The following is an 18,016-nucleotide window of genomic DNA, read 5'->3' on the forward strand; positions in this document are numbered from 1 at the left end:
AGCCCGGTTAGCTGTGGGGATTTGAGACGCAGGGGTTTTGAGCGCGATGGGCCTGTCAGCGTCAGGGTTCCCTCATTCCGTCCGGCGCGCCGCGGTCGGGGCCCTGGCATGAGCGCTTCCATCCAGCGCCATGTCTCCGTGCTCGGCCGCGAGGCGATCGAATGGCTCGCGCCGCGCGCGGGCGGCATCTATGTCGATGCGACCTTCGGGGCCGGCGGCTACAGCCGGTCGATCCTCGAGATTGCCAGGACGAGGGTGATCGGCATCGACCGCGACCGCACGGCCATTGCCGGTGGCTTCGATCTTGTCGACCGGTCGGAAGGCCGGCTGGTCCTGGTACAGGACCGCTTCTCCAATCTCGCCGATGTCTGCGCCGCGCAGGGCGCGGCTGCCGTCGACGGCGTCGTCATGGATGTCGGCGTCTCCTCGATGCAGCTCGACCAGGCCGAGCGCGGCTTTTCGTTCCGCTTCGACGGGCCGCTCGACATGCGGATGGGGCAGGACGGGCCGACCGCGGCGGACGTGGTCGCGAAAGCGTCCGAAACGGATCTCGCCAACATCATCTACATCTATGGCGAGGAGCGGAATTCCCGACGCATCGCCCGCGCCATCGCAGCCGCCCGCAAGGACGCACCGATCAAGACCACGCGGGCGCTGGCCGAACTCGTCGCCAAAGTGGTGCGCGCCAAGCCGAACGAGATCCATCCGGCGACCCGGACGTTCCAGGCGCTGCGCATCTTCGTCAACGAAGAGCTCGATGAGCTGCACGAGGCGCTCGCCGCCGCCGAGCGCGTGCTGAAGCCGGGCGGACGGCTCGTCGTCGTTTCCTTCCATTCGCTGGAAGACCGCATCGTCAAGAATTTCCTGGCCGATCGTGGTAAGGTTTCCGCCGGCTCGCGGCATCTGCCTGAAGTGGCAAAGGCCGCGACCAGCTTCGAGATTCTGACCAAGCGTCCGGTCACGCCCGGCGAAGCCGAGATCGCGGCCAATCCGCGCGCACGCTCGGCGAAGCTGCGCGCGGCCGAGCGCACGGCGGCTCCCGCCCATGGCGAAGACAGCTTGCCGGACTGGCCGCGGCTCGCCGACGTCCTGAGGGGAGGCTGATCGTGCGGATCATCCACTTCCTCGTCGTCGGCATGCTGGTGTTCGCGGCGGCCTATGTCTATCGCATCAAGATGGAGTCGACTTCCCGCGTCGAGCGCGTGCAGCGGCTCAATGCCGAGATCCGCGAGCAACGCGACGCGATCGCGATATTGCGCGCCGAATGGGCCAAGCTCGACGCGCCGCTGCGGCTGCAGGGCCTGACCGAGCGCCATCTCGCGCTGAAGCCGGTCACCGCCCAGCAATACGACCAGTTGAAGAACCTGCCGGAACGCCCGCCGAATTTCGCCCGCGACCCCGATCCGATCGGCTCGATGCTCAACACCATCGAAGCGGCGAGTGACGCCGCGGTCGTCACCGGCTCGGTGCCTTCAGGCGGAGCGCGGCGATGAGCGAGCACGTAAGGCCCATCGAACCCTGGCGGCAGCGGCTGATCCGCAGCCTGCTCTACGGGCGCAATGTCGACCGCAACGTCAAGGCGCGCGCCCGCGTCGGCTTCGCCATCGTGGCCTTTGCCGCTATCTATGCCGTGATCGGCGGGCGGCTCGTCATGTTCGCGATCGGCGCCGACAGCCACAGCGCGCGCCGTGCCGCCTCGCAGGATGCGATTGCCACCGCGCGACCCGACATCGTCGACCGCAATGGCGAGATCCTCGCCACCGACATCAAGACGCCCAGCCTGTTTGCCGAGCCGCGCCGCATCATCGACAAGGACGAGGCGATCGAGCTCCTGACCGGCGTGCTGCCCGACCTCGACACCATCGAGGTGCGCGACCGCCTGTCCACGCGCAAGGGCTTCGTCTGGCTGAAGCGCGAAATCTCGCCCAAGCAGCAGCAGGCCATCCACAAGCTCGGCATTCCCGGCATCGGCTTCCTGCGCGAGAACAAGCGCGTCTATCCGACCGGCGCCGAGGTCGCTCACCTGATTGGCCTGGTCAACATCGACAACCAAGGCATTGCCGGCATGGAGAAGTGGCTGGACAGCAACGGTCTGGCCGATCTGCATCGCGCGGGCTTTGCCACCGACCGGCTGCAGAAGCCGGTGGAACTGTCGATCGACCTGCGCGTCGAGCACGCGCTGCGCGACGAGCTATTGAAGGCCAAGGACAAGTACAGGGCCAGGGCCGCCTCCGGCCTCGTCTCCAACGTCAGGACCGGAGAGATCGTCGCCCTGGTGTCGCTGCCGGATTTCGATCCCAACAACCCCAAGGAAGCGCACGACCCCGAGCGCATCAACCGCCTCACCACGGGCGTGTTCGAGATGGGCTCGACCTTCAAGACGCTGACGCTGGCGATGGCGCTGGATTCCGGCAGGGCCAACCTCAACACGCTCTTCGACGCGCGCGGCGCGCTGCACTACGGCAAGTTCGCCATTCACGACACCCATCCGCTCGGCCGCTCCATCACGCTGTCGGAAGTGTTCACCTTCTCGTCGAACGTCGGTGCTGCGCGCGTGGCGCTCAGCCAGGGCGTCGAGGCACACAAGACTTTCCTGAGGAAGGTCGGCCAGCTCGAGCGGCTGCGCACGGAATTGCCGGAGAGCGCCTCGCCGATCGTTCCCAAGCGCTGGAGCGAGCTCAACACCATCACGATCGCCTTCGGTCACGGTATCGCTGTGGCGCCGCTGCAGGCGGTGATGGGCATCAACGCCATGGTCAATGGCGGGCTCTTGATCCCACCGACCTTCCTGAAGCGCTCCGAGGAAGATGCGAAGGCGATGGCGAGGCGGGTCATCAAGCCCGAGACCTCGGAAAAGATGCGCTACCTGATGCGCCTCAACGCCGAGATCGGCACCGCCAAGAAGGCCGACGTCAAGGGCTACTACATCGGCGGCAAGACCGGCACCTCCGAAAAGGTGGTGAACGGCCGCTATTCCAAGAAGCAGGTGCTCAACTCCTTCACGGCGGTCCTGCCGGCCGACAATCCGCAATACCAGCTCCTGATCATGCTGGACGAGCCCAAGCCGCTGCCGGAAACCCACGGGTTCATCACCTCGGGCTGGAATGCGGTCCCGACCGGCGGCAACGTCATTGCCCGTATTGCGCCCCTCCTGGGGGTCGAACCCCGCTTCGACCTGCCGCCGTCCGACCGCCTCATTCTTGCAGCATCGAGGACAAATCAGTAATCCACTGGTCGGGCTCGCGGATATTGAGTCTCCGCGGCAGGCCGGACTGGAACAGCATGCGACTTCGCGACCTCTTTGGCACCGATGCCACGATCGATCCGCTAACGCAGGGGGTCGAGGTGAGGGGGCTCGCCGTCGACAGCCGCGTGGTCAGGCCGGGCGACCTGTTCTTCGCGCTGGCAGGTAGCAAAACCGACGGTTCGCGCTTCATCGATGCGGCTATTGCGGCGGGCGCCGTTGCGGTCGCGAGCGACCACCGGCCCGAGGGTGCGCGCGTTCCCTTTGTCGTGACATCGAATGCGCGCCGCGCGCTGGCGCTGGCGGCGGCGAAATTCTTTCCGAGGCAGCCGCAGACCATCGCGGCCGTCACCGGCACCAGCGGCAAGACTTCCGTCGCGGCGTTCACCCGCCAGATCTGGCAAAACCTCGGCCATGAATCCGCGAGCATCGGCACCATCGGTCTGGTCTCGCCGAAGCGCACCGTCTACGGCTCGCTGACCACGCCCGACCCGATCGCGCTGCACCGTCAGCTCGACGAGATCGCGCGGGACGGCGTCACGCATCTGGCATTCGAGGCGTCCTCGCACGGCCTCGATCAGTTCCGCCTCGACGGCGTGCGCGTCGCCGCCGGCGGCTTCACCAACCTGTCGCGCGACCACATGGATTATCACCCCGACGTCGCGCACTACCTCAACGCAAAACTGCGGCTGTTCCGCGATCTCGTGATCGACGGCGGCGCGGCGGTGATCTCCGCCGATCACGATTGCTCGCACGAGGTGATCGAGGCCGCGCGTGCGCGAAAGCTGCGCATCATCAGGGTAGGCCGCAAGGCGGACGGTCTGGAGGGCATCCGTCTGCTCGATGCCGCCATCGAAGGCTTTGCACAAAGGCTCGTCATCGGGCATCGCGGCCGCAAGCACGCAATCAGGCTGCCGCTGGTCGGCGAATTCCAGATCGAGAACGCGCTGGTCGCGGCCGGTCTCGCCATCGGCACCGGTAGCGAAGTGGAAAAGGTCTTTGCCGCCATCGAGAAGCTCGAAGGCGCCAAGGGCCGGCTGGAACGCGTCGGCGAGCGCAACGGCGCGCCTGTTTTCGTCGACTACGCGCACAAGCCGGACGCGTTGGCAAAGGCGCTGCAGGCGCTGCGGCCTTACGCGAAACGCAAACTCGTCGTCGTGTTTGGCGCCGGCGGCGACCGCGACGCCGGCAAGCGTCCGATCATGGGTGCGATCGCGGCGGAGAACGCCGACAGCGTGATCATCACCGACGACAATCCGCGCAGCGAAAATCCCGCCGCGATCCGTGCCGCCATCCTTGCCGCTGCAAAGGGCGCCAAGGAAATCGGCGATCGCAACGAGGCGATCCGCGCCGGCGTCGCGGCGCTCGAGCCGGGCGATGCGCTCTTGATCGCCGGCAAGGGCCATGAGACCGGCCAGATCGTCGGCGACAAGACGCTTCCCTTCAGCGATCACGACGCGGTCGCGGCCGCACTTTCATCGAGGGTGGCATGAGCGCAAAGCCGCTGTGGACCGTCGCCGAAGTCGCCCGGGCGCTGGGCTTGTCGGAAAAGTTTCCCGATACGGCAATCGATTTCGTCACGCAGGACAGCCGCCTGGTGAAGCCGGGCAGTCTCTTCATCGCGCTCAGCGGCACGCCGAGCGGCGGATTCATTTCGAGCTTCGCCAGCGCGCGCGATGGCTGGGAGTTTGCTGCGAACGCGCAAAGCTCCGGCGCGGTGGCGATGATCGTGCCGCACCGGATCGAGGGCGTCACCGTCCCGCAACTCATCGTCAAGGACACGCTGATCGACGGCCTCTGGGCGCTCGGCCGCGCCGCCCGCGCCCGCTACAAGGGACCGGTGATCGGGCTGACCGGCAGCGCGGGAAAAACCAGCACAAAGGAATTCATCGCCGCCTATCCGAACGCGTTCGCCAGCCCCTCCAGCTTCAACAATTTCTGGGGCGTGCCGCTGACGCTGTGCAACGGAAATCCCGACGCCAGCGTCTGGGTCGTCGAGATGGGCATGAACCAGGTCGGCGAAATCTCGCGCCTGTCCGGACTGGCGCGGCCGACGGTGGCGCTCGTCGTCAACGTGCAGCCGGTGCATCTGGAAAAGCTCGGCAGCCTTGAGGCGATCCGCCGCGAGAAGGTGTCCATCGCGCAGGGCCTGCCTGGTGATGGCGTGCTGGTGCTGCCGCCCGACGTCGACGCGCCGGAATGGAAGGGCAAGACCATCCGTTTCGGTGCCAATACGGAAGTGCGCGAGACAAAGCATGCCGCGCGCGGCGAAAGCTGGGACGTCACCGCTGATGTCGGCGGCAAGCAAGTTTCCTTCGCACTGACGCCCGGCGCGCCGCATCGCCTGCACAATGCGCTCGCGGCCCTTGCCTCGGTCTACGCCGCCGGCCTCGACGCGGTGGCGCTCGCGCCGGAGCTCAACGATGTCGGCATCATGACCGGCCGCGGCGTCGAGCAGACGGTGGCGGGCGCCACCCTGATCGACGACAGTTTCAACGGCAACCCGGCGAGCATGGTCGCAGCCCTCGACAGCCTGAAGGCGCGCCCGGTCGCAAAGGGCCGCCGCATCGCCATCCTCGGCGACATGCTGGAACTCGGCGACGAGGCGCCGTCCTATCACACGGGCCTGGCCAAGCATCTCGACGGCATCGACGGCGTCTATTGCGTCGGTCCCCTGATGCATCATCTTTATGCCCTGCTGCCCAGGGACAAGGGGCTGGGCTGGCATGAAGACCCGGCCACGCTGGAGCCGCAGCAGGTGGCGAGCCTGCTGCGCGGCGGCGACGTCGTGGTGGTCAAGGGCAGCAAGAAGATGTTCTGGGTGAACAAGTTCGTCCCCAGGCTGGTCGCTGCACTGCAGTCAAAGGCGTGAACTGCATATGGCAGGCTTTCAGATGAGACTTGCAAACTTTCAACCCGCCATGACTCGCGCTTGTCGCAAGGCCGTGGTTAAAGGGCGTCTCGCCGTTCCGGCACGGCCGCGCCGGCGGCATGGGGCATATTGAATGCTGTATTGGCTGATCGAACTTTCGAACACGGTTCCGTTGCTCGGCTTCCTCAAGGGCCTGCTGAACGTGTTCCGCTACATCACCTTCCGCACCGGAGGGGCGATGGTGACCGGCGCGCTGTTCGTGTTCCTGTTCGGACCCTGGATCATCGATCATCTGCGCCTGCGCCAGGGCAAGGGCCAGCCGATCCGCACCGACGGCCCGCAATCCCATCTCATCGCCAAGAAGGGCACGCCCACCATGGGCGGGCTGATGATCCTTTCCGGCCTCGTCGTCTCGACGCTGCTCTGGGCCAACCCGGTCAATCCCTATGTCTGGATCGTACTCGCGGTGACGCTCGGCTTCGGCTTCGTCGGCTTCTATGACGATTACCTCAAGGTAACCAAGCAGTCGCACTCCGGCTTTGCCGGCAAGCTGCGGCTTTTGATCGAGGGCATCATCGCGCTGGCCGCGTGCTATCTGCTGGTGCGGCTCGGCCGCGATGCGTCGTCGACGACTCTGCAGATTCCGTTCTTCAAGGAGCTCTTCATCAATTTCGGCTGGTTCTTCGTGATCTTCGGCGCCTTCGTCATCGTCGGCGCCGGCAACGCGGTGAACCTGACCGACGGCCTCGACGGCCTTGCTATCGTGCCGGTGATGATAGCCGCCGCCAGCTTCGGCATGATCGCGTACCTGACCGGCAATGCGGTGTTCTCCGATTACCTGCAGATCAACTACGTCGCCGGCACCGGCGAACTTGCCGTGCTGTGCGGCGCAGTGCTCGGCGCCGGCCTCGGCTTCCTCTGGTTCAACGCGCCGCCGGCCTCGATCTTCATGGGCGACACCGGATCGCTCGCGCTCGGCGGCATGCTCGGTGCGACGGCCGTGGCGGTGAAGCACGAGATCGTGCTCGCCGTGATCGGCGGATTGTTCGTGCTCGAAGCGGTCTCGGTCATCGTGCAGGTGGTGTCGTTCAAGATGACGGGCAAGCGCGTGTTCCGCATGGCACCGTTGCATCATCATTTCGAGCAGAAGGGCTGGACCGAGCCGCAGATCGTGATCCGCTTCTGGATCATCTCGGTGATGCTGGCGCTCGTCGGCCTCTCCACGCTGAAGCTGCGTTGATGGCGTTGCGGACCTTCCACCGTCATTCCGGGGCGATGCGCCAGCATCGAACCCGGAATCTCGAGATTCCGGGTTCGCCCTTCGCGCGCCCCGGAATGACGATGGGGTAGTCATGATCCCCGTCACCTCCTTTGCGGGCAGGACGGTCGCCGTCTTCGGCCTCGGCGGCTCGGGGCTGGCGAGCTGTCACGCACTGAAAGCGGGCGGCGCCGACGTCATCGCCGCCGACGACAATGCCGACAATGTTGCCAAGGCCGCGCAGGCCGGTTTCATCACTGCGGACCTGCGCAGCGTGTCCTGGCAGAACTTCGCCGCCCTGGTCCTCACCCCCGGTGCGCCGCTGACGCATCCGGCGCCGCACTGGAGCGTCCTGATGGCGCGGCAGGCCGGCGTGGAAGTGGTCGGCGACATCGAGCTGTTCTGCCGGGAGCGGCGACGCCACGCGCCCGATGCGCCGTTTGTCGCCATCACCGGCACCAACGGCAAGTCGACGACGACGGCGCTGATCGCGCATCTGACCAAATTCGCCGGCTACGACACCCAGATGGGCGGCAATATCGGCACCGCGATCCTGTCGCTGGAGCCGCCGCGCATGGGCCGCGTGCACGTCATTGAGATGTCGTCCTACCAGATCGACCTCGCGCCCTCGCTCGATCCTTCCGTCGGCATCCTGCTCAATGTCAGCGAGGACCATATCGACCGCCACGGCACGCTGGAGCGTTACGCCGCGGTGAAGGAGCGCCTCGTCGCTGGCGTGCAGCGGGATGGCACCTCCATCGTCGGTGTCGATGATGGCTGGTGCCGCAACATCGCCGACCGCCTCGACCGCGCGGGCAAGAACATCGTGCGCATTTCCGTGAGGAATCCGCTGGCCAGCGGCATCTATGTCGAGCGTGAGACCATCGTGCGCGCCGACGGCGGCGCCCGCACGGAGATCGCGCGGTTAGGCGGCATCGGCTCGCTGCGCGGCCTGCACAACGCGCAGAATGCGGCGTGCGCTGCTGCCTGCGCGCTGGCGATGGGCATCAGCGCCGAAACACTGCAAAACGGCCTGCGCAGCTTTCCCGGGCTTGCGCACCGCATGGAGCAGGTCGGTCGCCGCGGCAGCGTGCTGTTCGTCAACGACTCCAAGGGCACCAATGCCGATGCCGCCGCGCATGCGTTGTCGTCTTTCGGCGAAATCTTCTGGATCGCCGGGGGGAAACCGAAGGCCGGCGGCATCACGGGGCTCGCGGAATATTTTCCGCGCATCAAGAAGGCCTATCTGATCGGCGAGGCGGCGGCCGAATTCGCCACCACCCTCGGCGATCGCGTGCCGCACGAGATCTCGCAGACGCTGGACGTTGCGGTCGCCAACGCCGCGCGCGACGCCGAAGCCTCCGGCCTTGCCGATCCCGTCGTGTTGCTGTCGCCCGCCTGCGCCTCGTTCGACCAGTACCGCAACTTCGAAATCCGCGGCGCCGCCTTCCGCGAACTCGTCACCGCGCTCCCCGGCGTCAAGCCGGTGGTGTAAGCCCCAGCTTGTCATCGCCCGCGAAGGCGGGCGATCCAGTATTCAAGAGACGTCTGAGTTCGAACCGAGAAGCCTCGGCGTACTGGATACCCCGCATGCGCGGGGTATGACAGCTGACTTTGTGGCGACCTTACGCTTCCCTCGAAAGTTACCGACTCCATTAACCCCCCGGTAACCAACCTCCGCCACCAATGGGACGGACCTCTGCCCATTGGGGACGCCATGATCTCCCGCGAAGTACGCACGCCGCTTTCCGAATGGTGGTGGACCGTCGACAAGCTGCTGCTGGTCGCGATCTTCGCGCTGATGCTGACCGGCGTGATCCTGTCGCTGGCGGCGAGCCCGCCGGTGGCGACCCGCATCGGGCTCGATCCCTTCCACTTCTTCGGCCGCCACGTGCTGTTCCTGGCTCCGGCCTTCATCGTGCTGGTCGGCGTCTCTTTCCTGTCGCCCAAGCAGATCCGCCGCACCGCGCTGATCGTGTTCGCGGTGAGCATCGCGCTGATCGTGGCGACGCTGCTGTTCGGGCCCGAGGTGAAGGGCTCCAGGCGCTGGATCACCATCATCGGTGTCAACATCCAGGCCTCCGAATCCGCAAAGCCTGCCTTCGTCGTCGTTGCGGCCTGGCTGTTTGCGGAGTCGACCAAGCGGCCGGAGATGCCGGCGACCTCGATGGCGCTGGGCATGCTGCTGTTGCTGGTCGCGCTCCTGGTGATGGAGCCGGACTTCGGCCAGACGATGCTGATCCTGATGGTGTGGGGCGCGCTGTTCTTCATCGCGGGCATGCGGATGATCTGGGTGCTGGGGCTCGCGGGTGCCGCGGGCGCCGGGCTGTTCGGCGCCTACCTGTTCGTGCCGCATGTCGCCGGCCGCATCAAACGCTTCATGAACCCCGCCTCGGGCGACACGTTCCAGGTCGATACCGCGATGGAAGCCTTCTTCAACGGCGGCTGGTTCGGCCTCGGGCCGGGCGAGGGCATCGCCAAGCGCAGCCTGCCAGACAGCCATACGGATTTCGTGTTCGCGGTGGCCGCCGAAGAATTCGGCATCATCCTCTGCCTGATGCTGCTCGCGCTCTATGCCTTCATCGTGATCCGCGCGCTTTCCCGCGCCTATGCCAGCGAGGACATGTTCGCGCGCTTTGCGGCGTCGGGCCTGGCCATCCTGTTCGGCGTGCAGGGCGCCATCAACATGGCCGTGAACCTGCAGCTGATCCCCGCCAAGGGCATGACGCTGCCCTTCATCTCCTATGGCGGCTCTTCCATCATCTCGCTCGCCTATGGCGTCGGCATGATGCTGGCGCTGACGCGACTGCGCCCGCGCACCGAGGTGGAGAGTAGCAACGACGCCGGGGCGCGCAGCTACGCGTGAGCCGCGTCTCACAATGATCGTCATGCCCGGGCTTGTCCCGGGCATCCACGTCTTTGTCACCAGTTGCAAGAAGAACGTGGATGGCCGGGACAAGCCCGGCCATGACGGAGGATGTTTGGGGCCATCGGCGCAGGTGACGAGCGTAGCGCCGTCCGCTATCAAGGCCCCATGACCACCCCACCTCTCATCCTCCTCGCCGCGGGAGGCACCGGCGGCCATCTGTTTCCTGCGGAAGCGCTGGGCGTCGAACTGATCAGGCGCGGCTATCGCGTGCGGCTCGCCACCGACTCCCGCGCGCTGCGCTACAGTGGCCTCTTCACCAAGGACATGACCGACGTGGTGCCGAGCGAGACCGTGCGCGGCCGCGATCCCGTGTCGCTGGCGCGCACCGCGATCATGCTCGGCTATGGCATGGTGGTCGCGCTCAAGCTGGTGCAGCGGCTCAAGCCCGCCGCGGTGGTGGGCTTCGGCGGCTATCCGACGCTGCCGCCATTGCTGGCAGCAAAACTGCTCGGCGTGCCCGGCATTATTCACGAGGCCAACGCCGTGCTGGGCCGCGCCAACCGTTTCCTCTCGGGCCGCGTCAGCGCGATCGCGACCTCGCTGCCCGGCGTGCTCGACCGCGATCCCGCGCTTGCAGGCAAGACCACCACCGTCGGCACCCCGATGCGCCCGGCGATCCTCGCCGCCGCCGCGATGCCGTATGAATCGCCGCAAGCAAACGGACCGCTGCGCCTGCTCGTCGTCGGCGGCAGCCAGGGCGCGCGGGTAATGAGCGATATTGTTCCTCCCGCCATCGAGCGGCTGGAGCCGGCGCTGTGGAGCCGCATCGTGCTCACCCAGCAGGTGCGCGAGGAAGACATGGCGCGGGTGCGCGCGGTCTACGACAAGCTCAAGATCAATGCCGAGCTGGCGCCGTTCTTCTCCGACCTGCCGGCGCGGCTGGCGCAAAACCATCTCGTGGTCGCGCGCTCCGGGGCCGGCACGGTGGCGGAGCTCGCCGCGATCGGACGGCCCTCGATCCTGGTGCCGTTGCCCGGGGCGATCGACCAGGACCAGTTCGCCAATGCCGGCGTGCTGTCCCAAGCCGACGGCGCCGTGCGCATCGTGCAGAGCGAGTTCACGCCGGACCGGCTGGCCTCGGAAATCTCCGCTTTTGCGGCCGAGCCTGAGCGGCTGACCGCCATGGCTCTCAAGGCGCGCAGCGTCGGCCGGCTCGATGCTGCCGAGCGGCTGGCCGATCTGGTGGCGAAAGTCGCCGGAATCTAGGCCAAGAGCCTGAATTTTCGTTGTTTTGGCGTCATGGCCGGGCTTGTCCCGGCCATCCACGTCTTGCATGAAGTGAGGGAGATTCGTGGATGCCCGGGACTAGCCCGGGCATGACGGAGACTACGGGACGCACCATGAGACTGCCACGCGATATCGGACCCATCCATTTCATCGGGATCGGCGGCATCGGCATGAGCGGCATCGCCGAAGTCCTCGGCAATCTCGGCTACACCGTGCAGGGCTCCGACGCCGCCGACGGCTACAACCTCGACCGGCTGCGCAAGAACGGCGTTACCGTCTTCGTCGGCCACAAGGCCGAAAATATCGGCAGCGCCGCCGTCGTCGTGGTCTCCACCGCGATCAAGCGCGACAATCCGGAGCTGGTGGCGGCGCGCGCACAGCGCATTCCGGTGGTGCGCCGCGCCGAGATGCTGGCTGAACTGATGCGGCTGAAGAGCTGCGTCGCCATTGCCGGCACCCATGGCAAGACCACCACCACGACAATGGTCGCGACCCTGCTCGATGCCGGCGGGCTCGATCCCACCGTCATCAACGGCGGCATCATCAATGCCTATGGCACCAATGCGCGGCTGGGCGCCGGCGACTGGATGGTGGTGGAGGCCGACGAGAGCGACGGCACCTTCCTCAAGCTGCCGTCCGATGTCGTGATCGTCACCAATATCGATCCCGAGCACCTCGACCACTTCAAGACGTTCGAGGCGATCCAGGAGGCGTTCCGCCAGTTCGTCGCGAACGTGCCGTTCTATGGCTTTGCCGTGATGTGCACCGATCATCCCGTGGTGCGGAGCATGGTTGGCCATGTCGAGGATCGCCGCATCATCACCTACGGGCAGAACCCGCAGGCCGATGTGCAACTCGCCGATCTCACGCCGGTGGGCGGCGGCTCGAAATTTCGGGTCGTGTTCCGCAACCGCAAGAGCGGCGGCACGCATGAAATACCCGATCTCGCGCTGCCGATGCCGGGATGGCACAATGCCACCAACGCCACGGCGGCAATCGCGGTGGCGCATGAGCTCGGCGTTTCCGACGACGCGATCCGCAAGGCACTCGCCGGCTTCGGCGGCGTGAAGCGGCGCTTCACCAGGACCGGCGAGGCGAACGGCGTCACCGTCATCGACGATTACGGCCATCACCCCGTCGAGATCGCAGCGGTGCTGAAGGCGGCACGGGAGTCCACCAATGGCAGGATCATCGCCGTGGTGCAGCCGCATCGCTATACGCGGCTGCAGTCGCTATTCGCCGAATTCTCCAACTGCTTCAATGACGCCGATGCGGTCGTTGTAGCGGAGGTTTATCCGGCCGGCGAGACGCCGATCCCGGGCATCGATCGCGATCATCTCGTTGCCAGCCTGCGCGCCCACGGCCATCGCGAGGCGATCGCACTGCCGAATGCCGGTGAGCTCGCCAAGATCGTGCATGGTCTCGCCAAATCGGGTGACCTCGTCATCTGCCTCGGTGCCGGCAACATCACGCAATGGGCCTACGCGCTGCCCGGTGAATTGAAGGCGTTGGGGTGATGGACGCGACCCTTTTTCCTTCGTCATGGCCGGGCTTGTCCCGGCCATCCACGTCTTTACTTCGTGATCTCGTCATAGAGATCGTTCCAATCCGGATTCATGGCTACGATCTTTTGGAAGTTCCACGCTCGCGGCCAGTGCTTAATATTGTGCTCGCGTTGAATAGCGTCCCGGATGTCATCGAACTGTTCGAAATAGACCAACCGCTTCAAGAGGTCGTAGGTGACGCCGACATACAGGATGTCGTTCGGGCGATTGGTCAGAATGTAGACGTAGCCACCTGCCATGCGGCTAGTCTGCAAGACGTGGATGGCCGGGACAAGCCCGGCCATGACGAGTTGAGAGGGCTCGCTTGACCTTCCCCGACATTACGTCCGACCTCAAAGCCGCGATGCCGCAATTGCGCGGGCGGCTGCTGGCCAACCAGTCATTGGCGGAGCTGACCTGGTTTCGCGTCGGCGGGCCGGCGCAGGTGCTGTTCACGCCGGCGGATGAGGACGATCTCGCCTATTTCTTGAAGCATCTTCCGAAGGAGCTGCCGGTCTATGTCGTCGGCGTCGGTTCCAATTTGATCGTGCGCGATGGCGGCATCTCCGGCGTGGTGATCCGGCTTGCGCCGCGAGCTTTCGGCGAGACCAGCGCGCAGGGCGACACCGTCACCGCCGGCGCGGCGGCGCTCGACAAGCGCGTGGCGGAGACGGCGGCATCGGCCAATATCGGCGGCATGGAGTTCTTCTTCGGCATTCCCGGCACCGTCGGCGGCGCGCTGCGGATGAATGCGGGGGCCAATGGCCGCGAGACGAAGGACGTGTTGACCGAGGCTGTTGGCATCGGCCGCGACGGCACGAGGCATGTCTTCTCCAATGCCGACATGAAATTCGTCTATCGCAGCAGTGGCGTCGATCCCCAGATCATCTTCACCTCGGCAAGATTCCGTGGAACGATCAGTTCGCCCGAAGTGATCCGCGCGCGGATGAACGAGGTTCAGACTCACCGCGAAACGGCTCAACCGATTCGTGAAAAGACCGGCGGGTCCACCTTCCAGAACCCGCCCGGCAACAGCGCCTGGAAGCTGATCGATGCCGCCGGATGCCGGGGCTTGCGCGTCGGCGGCGCGCAGGTGTCGGAAATGCACTGCAACTTCCTGATCAACACCGGCAATGCCACCGGCCATGACATTGAAACGCTGGGCGAAACCGTACGCGAGCGGGTCAAGGCGAATTCCGGTATAGAGCTGCATTGGGAAATCAAGCGGATCGGGATTCCCGCGTAGTTGTCATTCCGGGGTGCGTAGCGTGAACCCGGATTCTGGAAGTTGGTTGAGGAATGGATTCCGGGTCTGGCGCTTCACGCCATCCCGGAATGACGAAAGTGAAAATTGATGCGCAACACCATTCTCTTCGGCGGCACCAACAAGGAGCGACTGGTCTCGGTCGCCTCCGCTCAGGCGCTGTGCGAGGCGCTGCCGGAGGCCGACCTCTGGTTCTGGCACGTCGCCGATACCGTGCACGAGGTGACGACGGCCGAGCTGCTCGGCCACAAGCGTCCGTTCGAGGACGAGTTTCAGCCCGAAAGCCGCGGCGTGCCGCTGGCGCAGGCGCTCGACCGCGCCAGCGCGGAAAGCCGAGTGCTGGTGCTCGGCCTGCACGGGGGCAGGGCGGAGAACGGCGAACTGCAGGTGATGTGCGAGATGCGCGGTGTTCCCTTCACCGGTTCGGGTTCGGCATCTTCGCATCTGGCCTTCGACAAGACCGCGGCCAAACGTTTTGCCGCCATCGGCGGCGTGACATCGCCGTCCGGCATCGACCTCGGCAATCTCGAGGAAGCCTTCGCCGAATACGGCAAGCTGATCGCCAAGCCCGTCAAGGACGGGTCGAGCTACGGCCTGATCTATGTCGTCGCCCGGCAGGACCTCGTCGCCGTTCGCAATGCAGCAAGGGCCGAGGAATACCTGATCGAGCCCTTCATCTCCGGCACCGAGGCGACCTGCGGCGTGCTGGAACAGTCCGACGGCAAGATGTTGTCGCTGCCGCCGGTCGAGATCGTCGCGGCGGAGGGGCGCTTCGACTACACGGCCAAATATCTGCTGAAGTCGACGCAGGAAATCTGCCCCGGCCGCTTCTCGCCTGAAGTCACCGCGCAATTGATGGACCTTGCGGTGAAGGCGCATCGCGCGCTGTCGTGCTCCGGATATTCACGGTCCGACTTCATCATCTCCGCGAAGGGGCCGGTCTATCTGGAGACCAACACGCTGCCGGGTCTCACCAAGGCCTCGCTCTATCCGAAGGCGCTGAAGGCGCAGGGCATCGACTTTACCGATTTCCTGCACGATCAGATCGCGCTGGCGGTCAAGCGCACGCAAAGGTAGCGGAATCCCGGTTTCCTACGGGCGCCTCGAAATCCCCCAAAACTCTACAAACCTGCGGCAAACCCCTCACAGCACGGGCCAAATCGCCGCCTGAGGGGACCTGCTTTACCCTTTGTTTACCAGGAAGAACGAAGGTTAACGCTGGCGGCGCAGGTGTGCGCTCGGCCGGCCATGGAGGCATGACCGAGACGCCATTTGTGCCAGCACCCGCAAAGGCTTGCGGGTCGTGATTGACGGGCTCGTGCAATGGATGGTGCAGGGCGCTCCAACCGATCCAGGCGATCGTCGGAGCCGAAGACTGACCTGAAGGCGGCCGCCATCGGCGCGGTCGTGCTGCTGCGCGAGTATTTTGGATTTGATCGTAAACGCCTGAAGGCCGCGCCCGACCGCCAGCCACCGAGCCGCGCGATCCTCTGGCTCGAGCGATACACGCCGCGCCGCGCCGTGCTGATGTTGACGCTCGCTACGCTGCTCGGCAGCGCCGTGCTCGGTGTCTTCAGGGGCGGCCATGTCGACGCCGTGCTGACGCAACTCGCCGACGGCCGCAACGCGCTCGCCAATTCCGCCGGCTTCCGCATTACCTCCGTGGTCATCAACGGCCGCAAGCAATTGAGCCAGGACGAGGTGCTCGGCATCGGCGGCGTCAACGGCCGCTCGTCGCTGCTGTTCCTCGACGCCGCCACCGTGCGCGACAAGCTCAAGGCCAATCCGTGGATCGCGGATGCCACCGTACAGAAGTTCTATCCCGGCGAGTTGCAGATCGATCTCGTCGAGCGCAAGGCGTTCGCCCTGTGGCAGCAGGATGGCCGCCTCGCCGTGATCGCCGAGGACGGTGCGGTGCTGGAACCCTACGTGGCGCGCCGCTTCGTTTCGCTGCCGCTGGTGGTGGGCAAGGGCGCCGAGACCCGCGCGCGGGATTTCCTGGCGCTGCTGGCGCGCTATCCGCAGGTTCATTCCGTCACCAGGGCCGCGGTCTTCGTCGGCGAGCGGCGCTGGAACCTGCGCCTGAAGGATGGCCTCGACATCCGCCTGCCCGAGAACGATGTCGGCAATGCGCTCGCCGCGCTCAGCAGGATGGACAAGGAAGACAAGCTGTTCTCCCGTGACATCGTCGCGGTCGACATGCGCTTGCCGGATCGCCTGGTCGTGCAATTGTCCGAAGACGCGGCGAAGGCACGCGAAGAGCTCTTCAAGGACAAGAAGAAGAAAAAGGCCGGTGACGCATGACCGGCCTCGATCGCACCCAGACCCCGAAGACGCGGCCGATGACCAGGCGCACCGCGCTGGTCGCTTCGCTCGACATCGGCACCAGCAAGATCGCCTGCATGATCGCGCGGCTCAAGCCGAGCCCGCCCAACGACGCGCTGCGCGGCCGCAGCCATGCAGTGGAACTGATCGGCTACAGCCAGATCCAGTCGCGCGGCATGAAGGCCGGCGCCGTGGTCGACCTCGCCGAATGCGAGCAGTCGGTGCGCCAGGCCGTGGCGCTGGCCGAGCGCATGGCCAAGGTGCGGGTCGAATCCGTTCTGCTCTCGGTTTCCGGCGGCCGGCTGCAGGGCCAGCTCGTCGAGGCCGCCGCCGACATCAAGGGCGGCTCGGTGACATCGGCGGACGTTACCCGCGTCACCTCCACCGGCATGCGCCACGCAACGGCCGAGGGCCGTACGGTACTGCACACCCTGCCGACGAGCTATTCCGTCGACGGCGTCAAGGGCATCCGCGATCCCAAGGGCATGGTCGCCCGCCAGTTCGGCGTCGAGATGAACGTCGTCACCGGCGACGCGGCTGTCGCCCGCAACCTGATGCTGGCGGTCGAGCGTTGCCATCTCAACGTCGAGGCCATGGCGGCGAGTCCTTATGTCGCAGGTCTGGCAGTGCTGACCGACGACGAGGCGGATCTGGGCGCTGCCGTGGTCGAAATGGGGGCAGGCTCCACCACGATTGCGACTTATTCGGCCGGCCGCTTCGTCCATGCATCCGGGTTTGCGCTCGGCGGGCAACACATCACGATGGATCTCGCCCGCGGACTCTCCGCCTGCATTGCGGATGCCGAGCGAATCAAGACGTTATATGGCACCGTGCTGACCGGCGGGTCCGACGCGCGAGAATTGATGTCAGTACCGACTGCGGGCGAGGAGACCGACGCGCCGCAGATCGTGTCCCGCGCCACGATCGCGAACATCGTCCGGCATCGCGCTGAGGAGATTTTTGAGATGGTGAGGGACCGCCTGGCGGATTCCCCCTTTGCAGCGGAGCCGAGGGCGAGGGTCGTCCTGAGCGGCGGCGCCTCGCAACTCACCGGCTCGGTCGAACTCGCCACCCGTATCCTCAATCGCCCGGTGCGGATCGGCCGCCCGCTCGGTTTCGGCCGGCTGCCCAACGAGGCCAAGAGCGCCTCCTTCGCGGTTCCCGCGGGGCTGCTGGTCTACCCGCAATACGCCCATCTCGAACATGTCGAACCGCGGCATACGCGGCAGCTCAGGACAGGGACTGACGGATACTTCGGAAAGGTCGGACGATGGCTTCGCGAGGGCTTCTGATGACCGATGTCACCATCATTCGACTTTCACCAAATCCCGCGGCCGCCGGCCGGGGCGAACC

Annotated in this window: 15 protein-coding genes; 14 read left to right on the top strand and 1 reads right to left on the bottom strand. The window is 65.8% G+C overall.

The window, feature by feature from the left end:
- The first annotated feature begins 108 nt into the window (after positions 1-108).
- The 10 genes from rsmH to murC all read left to right on the top strand — a co-directional run bounded on the left by rsmH (position 109) and on the right by murC (position 13,047).
- Positions 109-1,104, top strand: a complete 996-nt coding sequence (gene rsmH, locus HZB49_RS23030; protein WP_291615491.1) for a 16S rRNA (cytosine(1402)-N(4))-methyltransferase RsmH — start codon at positions 109-111, stop codon at positions 1,102-1,104.
- A gap of 2 nt (positions 1,105-1,106) precedes the next feature.
- Complete coding sequence (locus HZB49_RS23035; RefSeq protein ID WP_291615493.1) at positions 1,107-1,493, top strand: hypothetical protein; 387 nt, start codon at positions 1,107-1,109, stop codon at positions 1,491-1,493.
- On the top strand, positions 1,490-3,226 hold the full coding sequence (locus HZB49_RS23040) for a penicillin-binding protein 2 (protein WP_291615495.1): 1,737 nt from the start codon (positions 1,490-1,492) through the stop codon (positions 3,224-3,226). The genes HZB49_RS23035 and HZB49_RS23040 overlap by 4 nt, the downstream gene beginning before the upstream one ends.
- A gap of 56 nt (positions 3,227-3,282) precedes the next feature.
- Positions 3,283-4,737, top strand: coding sequence for a UDP-N-acetylmuramoyl-L-alanyl-D-glutamate--2,6-diaminopimelate ligase (locus HZB49_RS23045; RefSeq protein WP_291615497.1), 1,455 nt, complete (start codon positions 3,283-3,285; stop codon positions 4,735-4,737).
- On the top strand, positions 4,734-6,116 hold the full coding sequence (gene murF, locus HZB49_RS23050; RefSeq protein WP_291615499.1) for a UDP-N-acetylmuramoyl-tripeptide--D-alanyl-D-alanine ligase: 1,383 nt from the start codon (positions 4,734-4,736) through the stop codon (positions 6,114-6,116). The genes HZB49_RS23045 and murF overlap by 4 nt, the downstream gene beginning before the upstream one ends.
- Before the next feature lie 133 nt (positions 6,117-6,249).
- Positions 6,250-7,356 (top strand): phospho-N-acetylmuramoyl-pentapeptide-transferase, encoded by a 1,107-nt coding sequence (gene mraY, locus HZB49_RS23055; protein WP_291615501.1) that lies wholly within the window; start codon positions 6,250-6,252, stop codon positions 7,354-7,356.
- A gap of 112 nt (positions 7,357-7,468) precedes the next feature.
- On the top strand, positions 7,469-8,869 hold the full coding sequence (gene murD / locus HZB49_RS23060; protein WP_291615504.1) for a UDP-N-acetylmuramoyl-L-alanine--D-glutamate ligase: 1,401 nt from the start codon (positions 7,469-7,471) through the stop codon (positions 8,867-8,869).
- 222 nt (positions 8,870-9,091) lie between these two features.
- Positions 9,092-10,240: a putative lipid II flippase FtsW gene (ftsW, locus tag HZB49_RS23065; RefSeq protein WP_291615506.1), complete on the top strand. Its 1,149-nt coding sequence runs from the start codon at positions 9,092-9,094 to the stop codon at positions 10,238-10,240.
- Positions 10,241-10,408: 168 nt separating this feature from the next.
- The gene (murG, locus tag HZB49_RS23070; RefSeq protein WP_291615508.1) at positions 10,409-11,509 is read left to right on the top strand and encodes an undecaprenyldiphospho-muramoylpentapeptide beta-N-acetylglucosaminyltransferase; all 1,101 of its coding nucleotides are present in this window, start codon (positions 10,409-10,411) and stop codon (positions 11,507-11,509) included.
- Positions 11,510-11,643: 134 nt separating this feature from the next.
- Positions 11,644-13,047: a UDP-N-acetylmuramate--L-alanine ligase gene (gene murC / locus HZB49_RS23075; protein WP_291615510.1), complete on the top strand. Its 1,404-nt coding sequence runs from the start codon at positions 11,644-11,646 to the stop codon at positions 13,045-13,047.
- A gap of 56 nt (positions 13,048-13,103) precedes the next feature.
- Here murC and HZB49_RS23080 read toward each other — a convergent pair whose 3' ends face one another.
- Positions 13,104-13,379 carry a GIY-YIG nuclease family protein gene (locus tag HZB49_RS23080; protein ID WP_291615512.1) on the bottom strand — a complete coding sequence of 92 codons (276 nt, stop codon included), beginning with the start codon at positions 13,377-13,379 and terminating at the stop codon, positions 13,104-13,106.
- Between the two features lie 20 nt (positions 13,380-13,399).
- Between HZB49_RS23080 and murB the strand changes: the two genes are divergently transcribed.
- From murB to ftsA, 4 genes are all read left to right on the top strand, one after another.
- On the top strand, positions 13,400-14,320 hold the full coding sequence (gene murB, locus HZB49_RS23085; protein ID WP_291615514.1) for a UDP-N-acetylmuramate dehydrogenase: 921 nt from the start codon (positions 13,400-13,402) through the stop codon (positions 14,318-14,320).
- A 108-nt stretch (positions 14,321-14,428) separates the two neighbouring features.
- Positions 14,429-15,415, top strand: a complete 987-nt coding sequence (locus HZB49_RS23090; protein WP_291615516.1) for a D-alanine--D-alanine ligase — start codon at positions 14,429-14,431, stop codon at positions 15,413-15,415.
- Positions 15,416-15,661: 246 nt separating this feature from the next.
- A complete protein-coding gene (locus HZB49_RS23095) occupies positions 15,662-16,642 on the top strand; it encodes a cell division protein FtsQ/DivIB (RefSeq protein ID WP_291615518.1) in 981 nt (326 codons plus the stop codon).
- Complete coding sequence (ftsA, locus tag HZB49_RS23100) at positions 16,639-17,955, top strand: cell division protein FtsA (protein WP_291615520.1); 1,317 nt, start codon at positions 16,639-16,641, stop codon at positions 17,953-17,955. The genes HZB49_RS23095 and ftsA overlap by 4 nt, the downstream gene beginning before the upstream one ends.
- Positions 17,956-18,016: the final 61 nt, after the last annotated feature.

Source organism: Bradyrhizobium sp., from assembly GCF_016219575.1.
Lineage (GTDB): Bacteria > Pseudomonadota > Alphaproteobacteria > Rhizobiales > Xanthobacteraceae > Bradyrhizobium.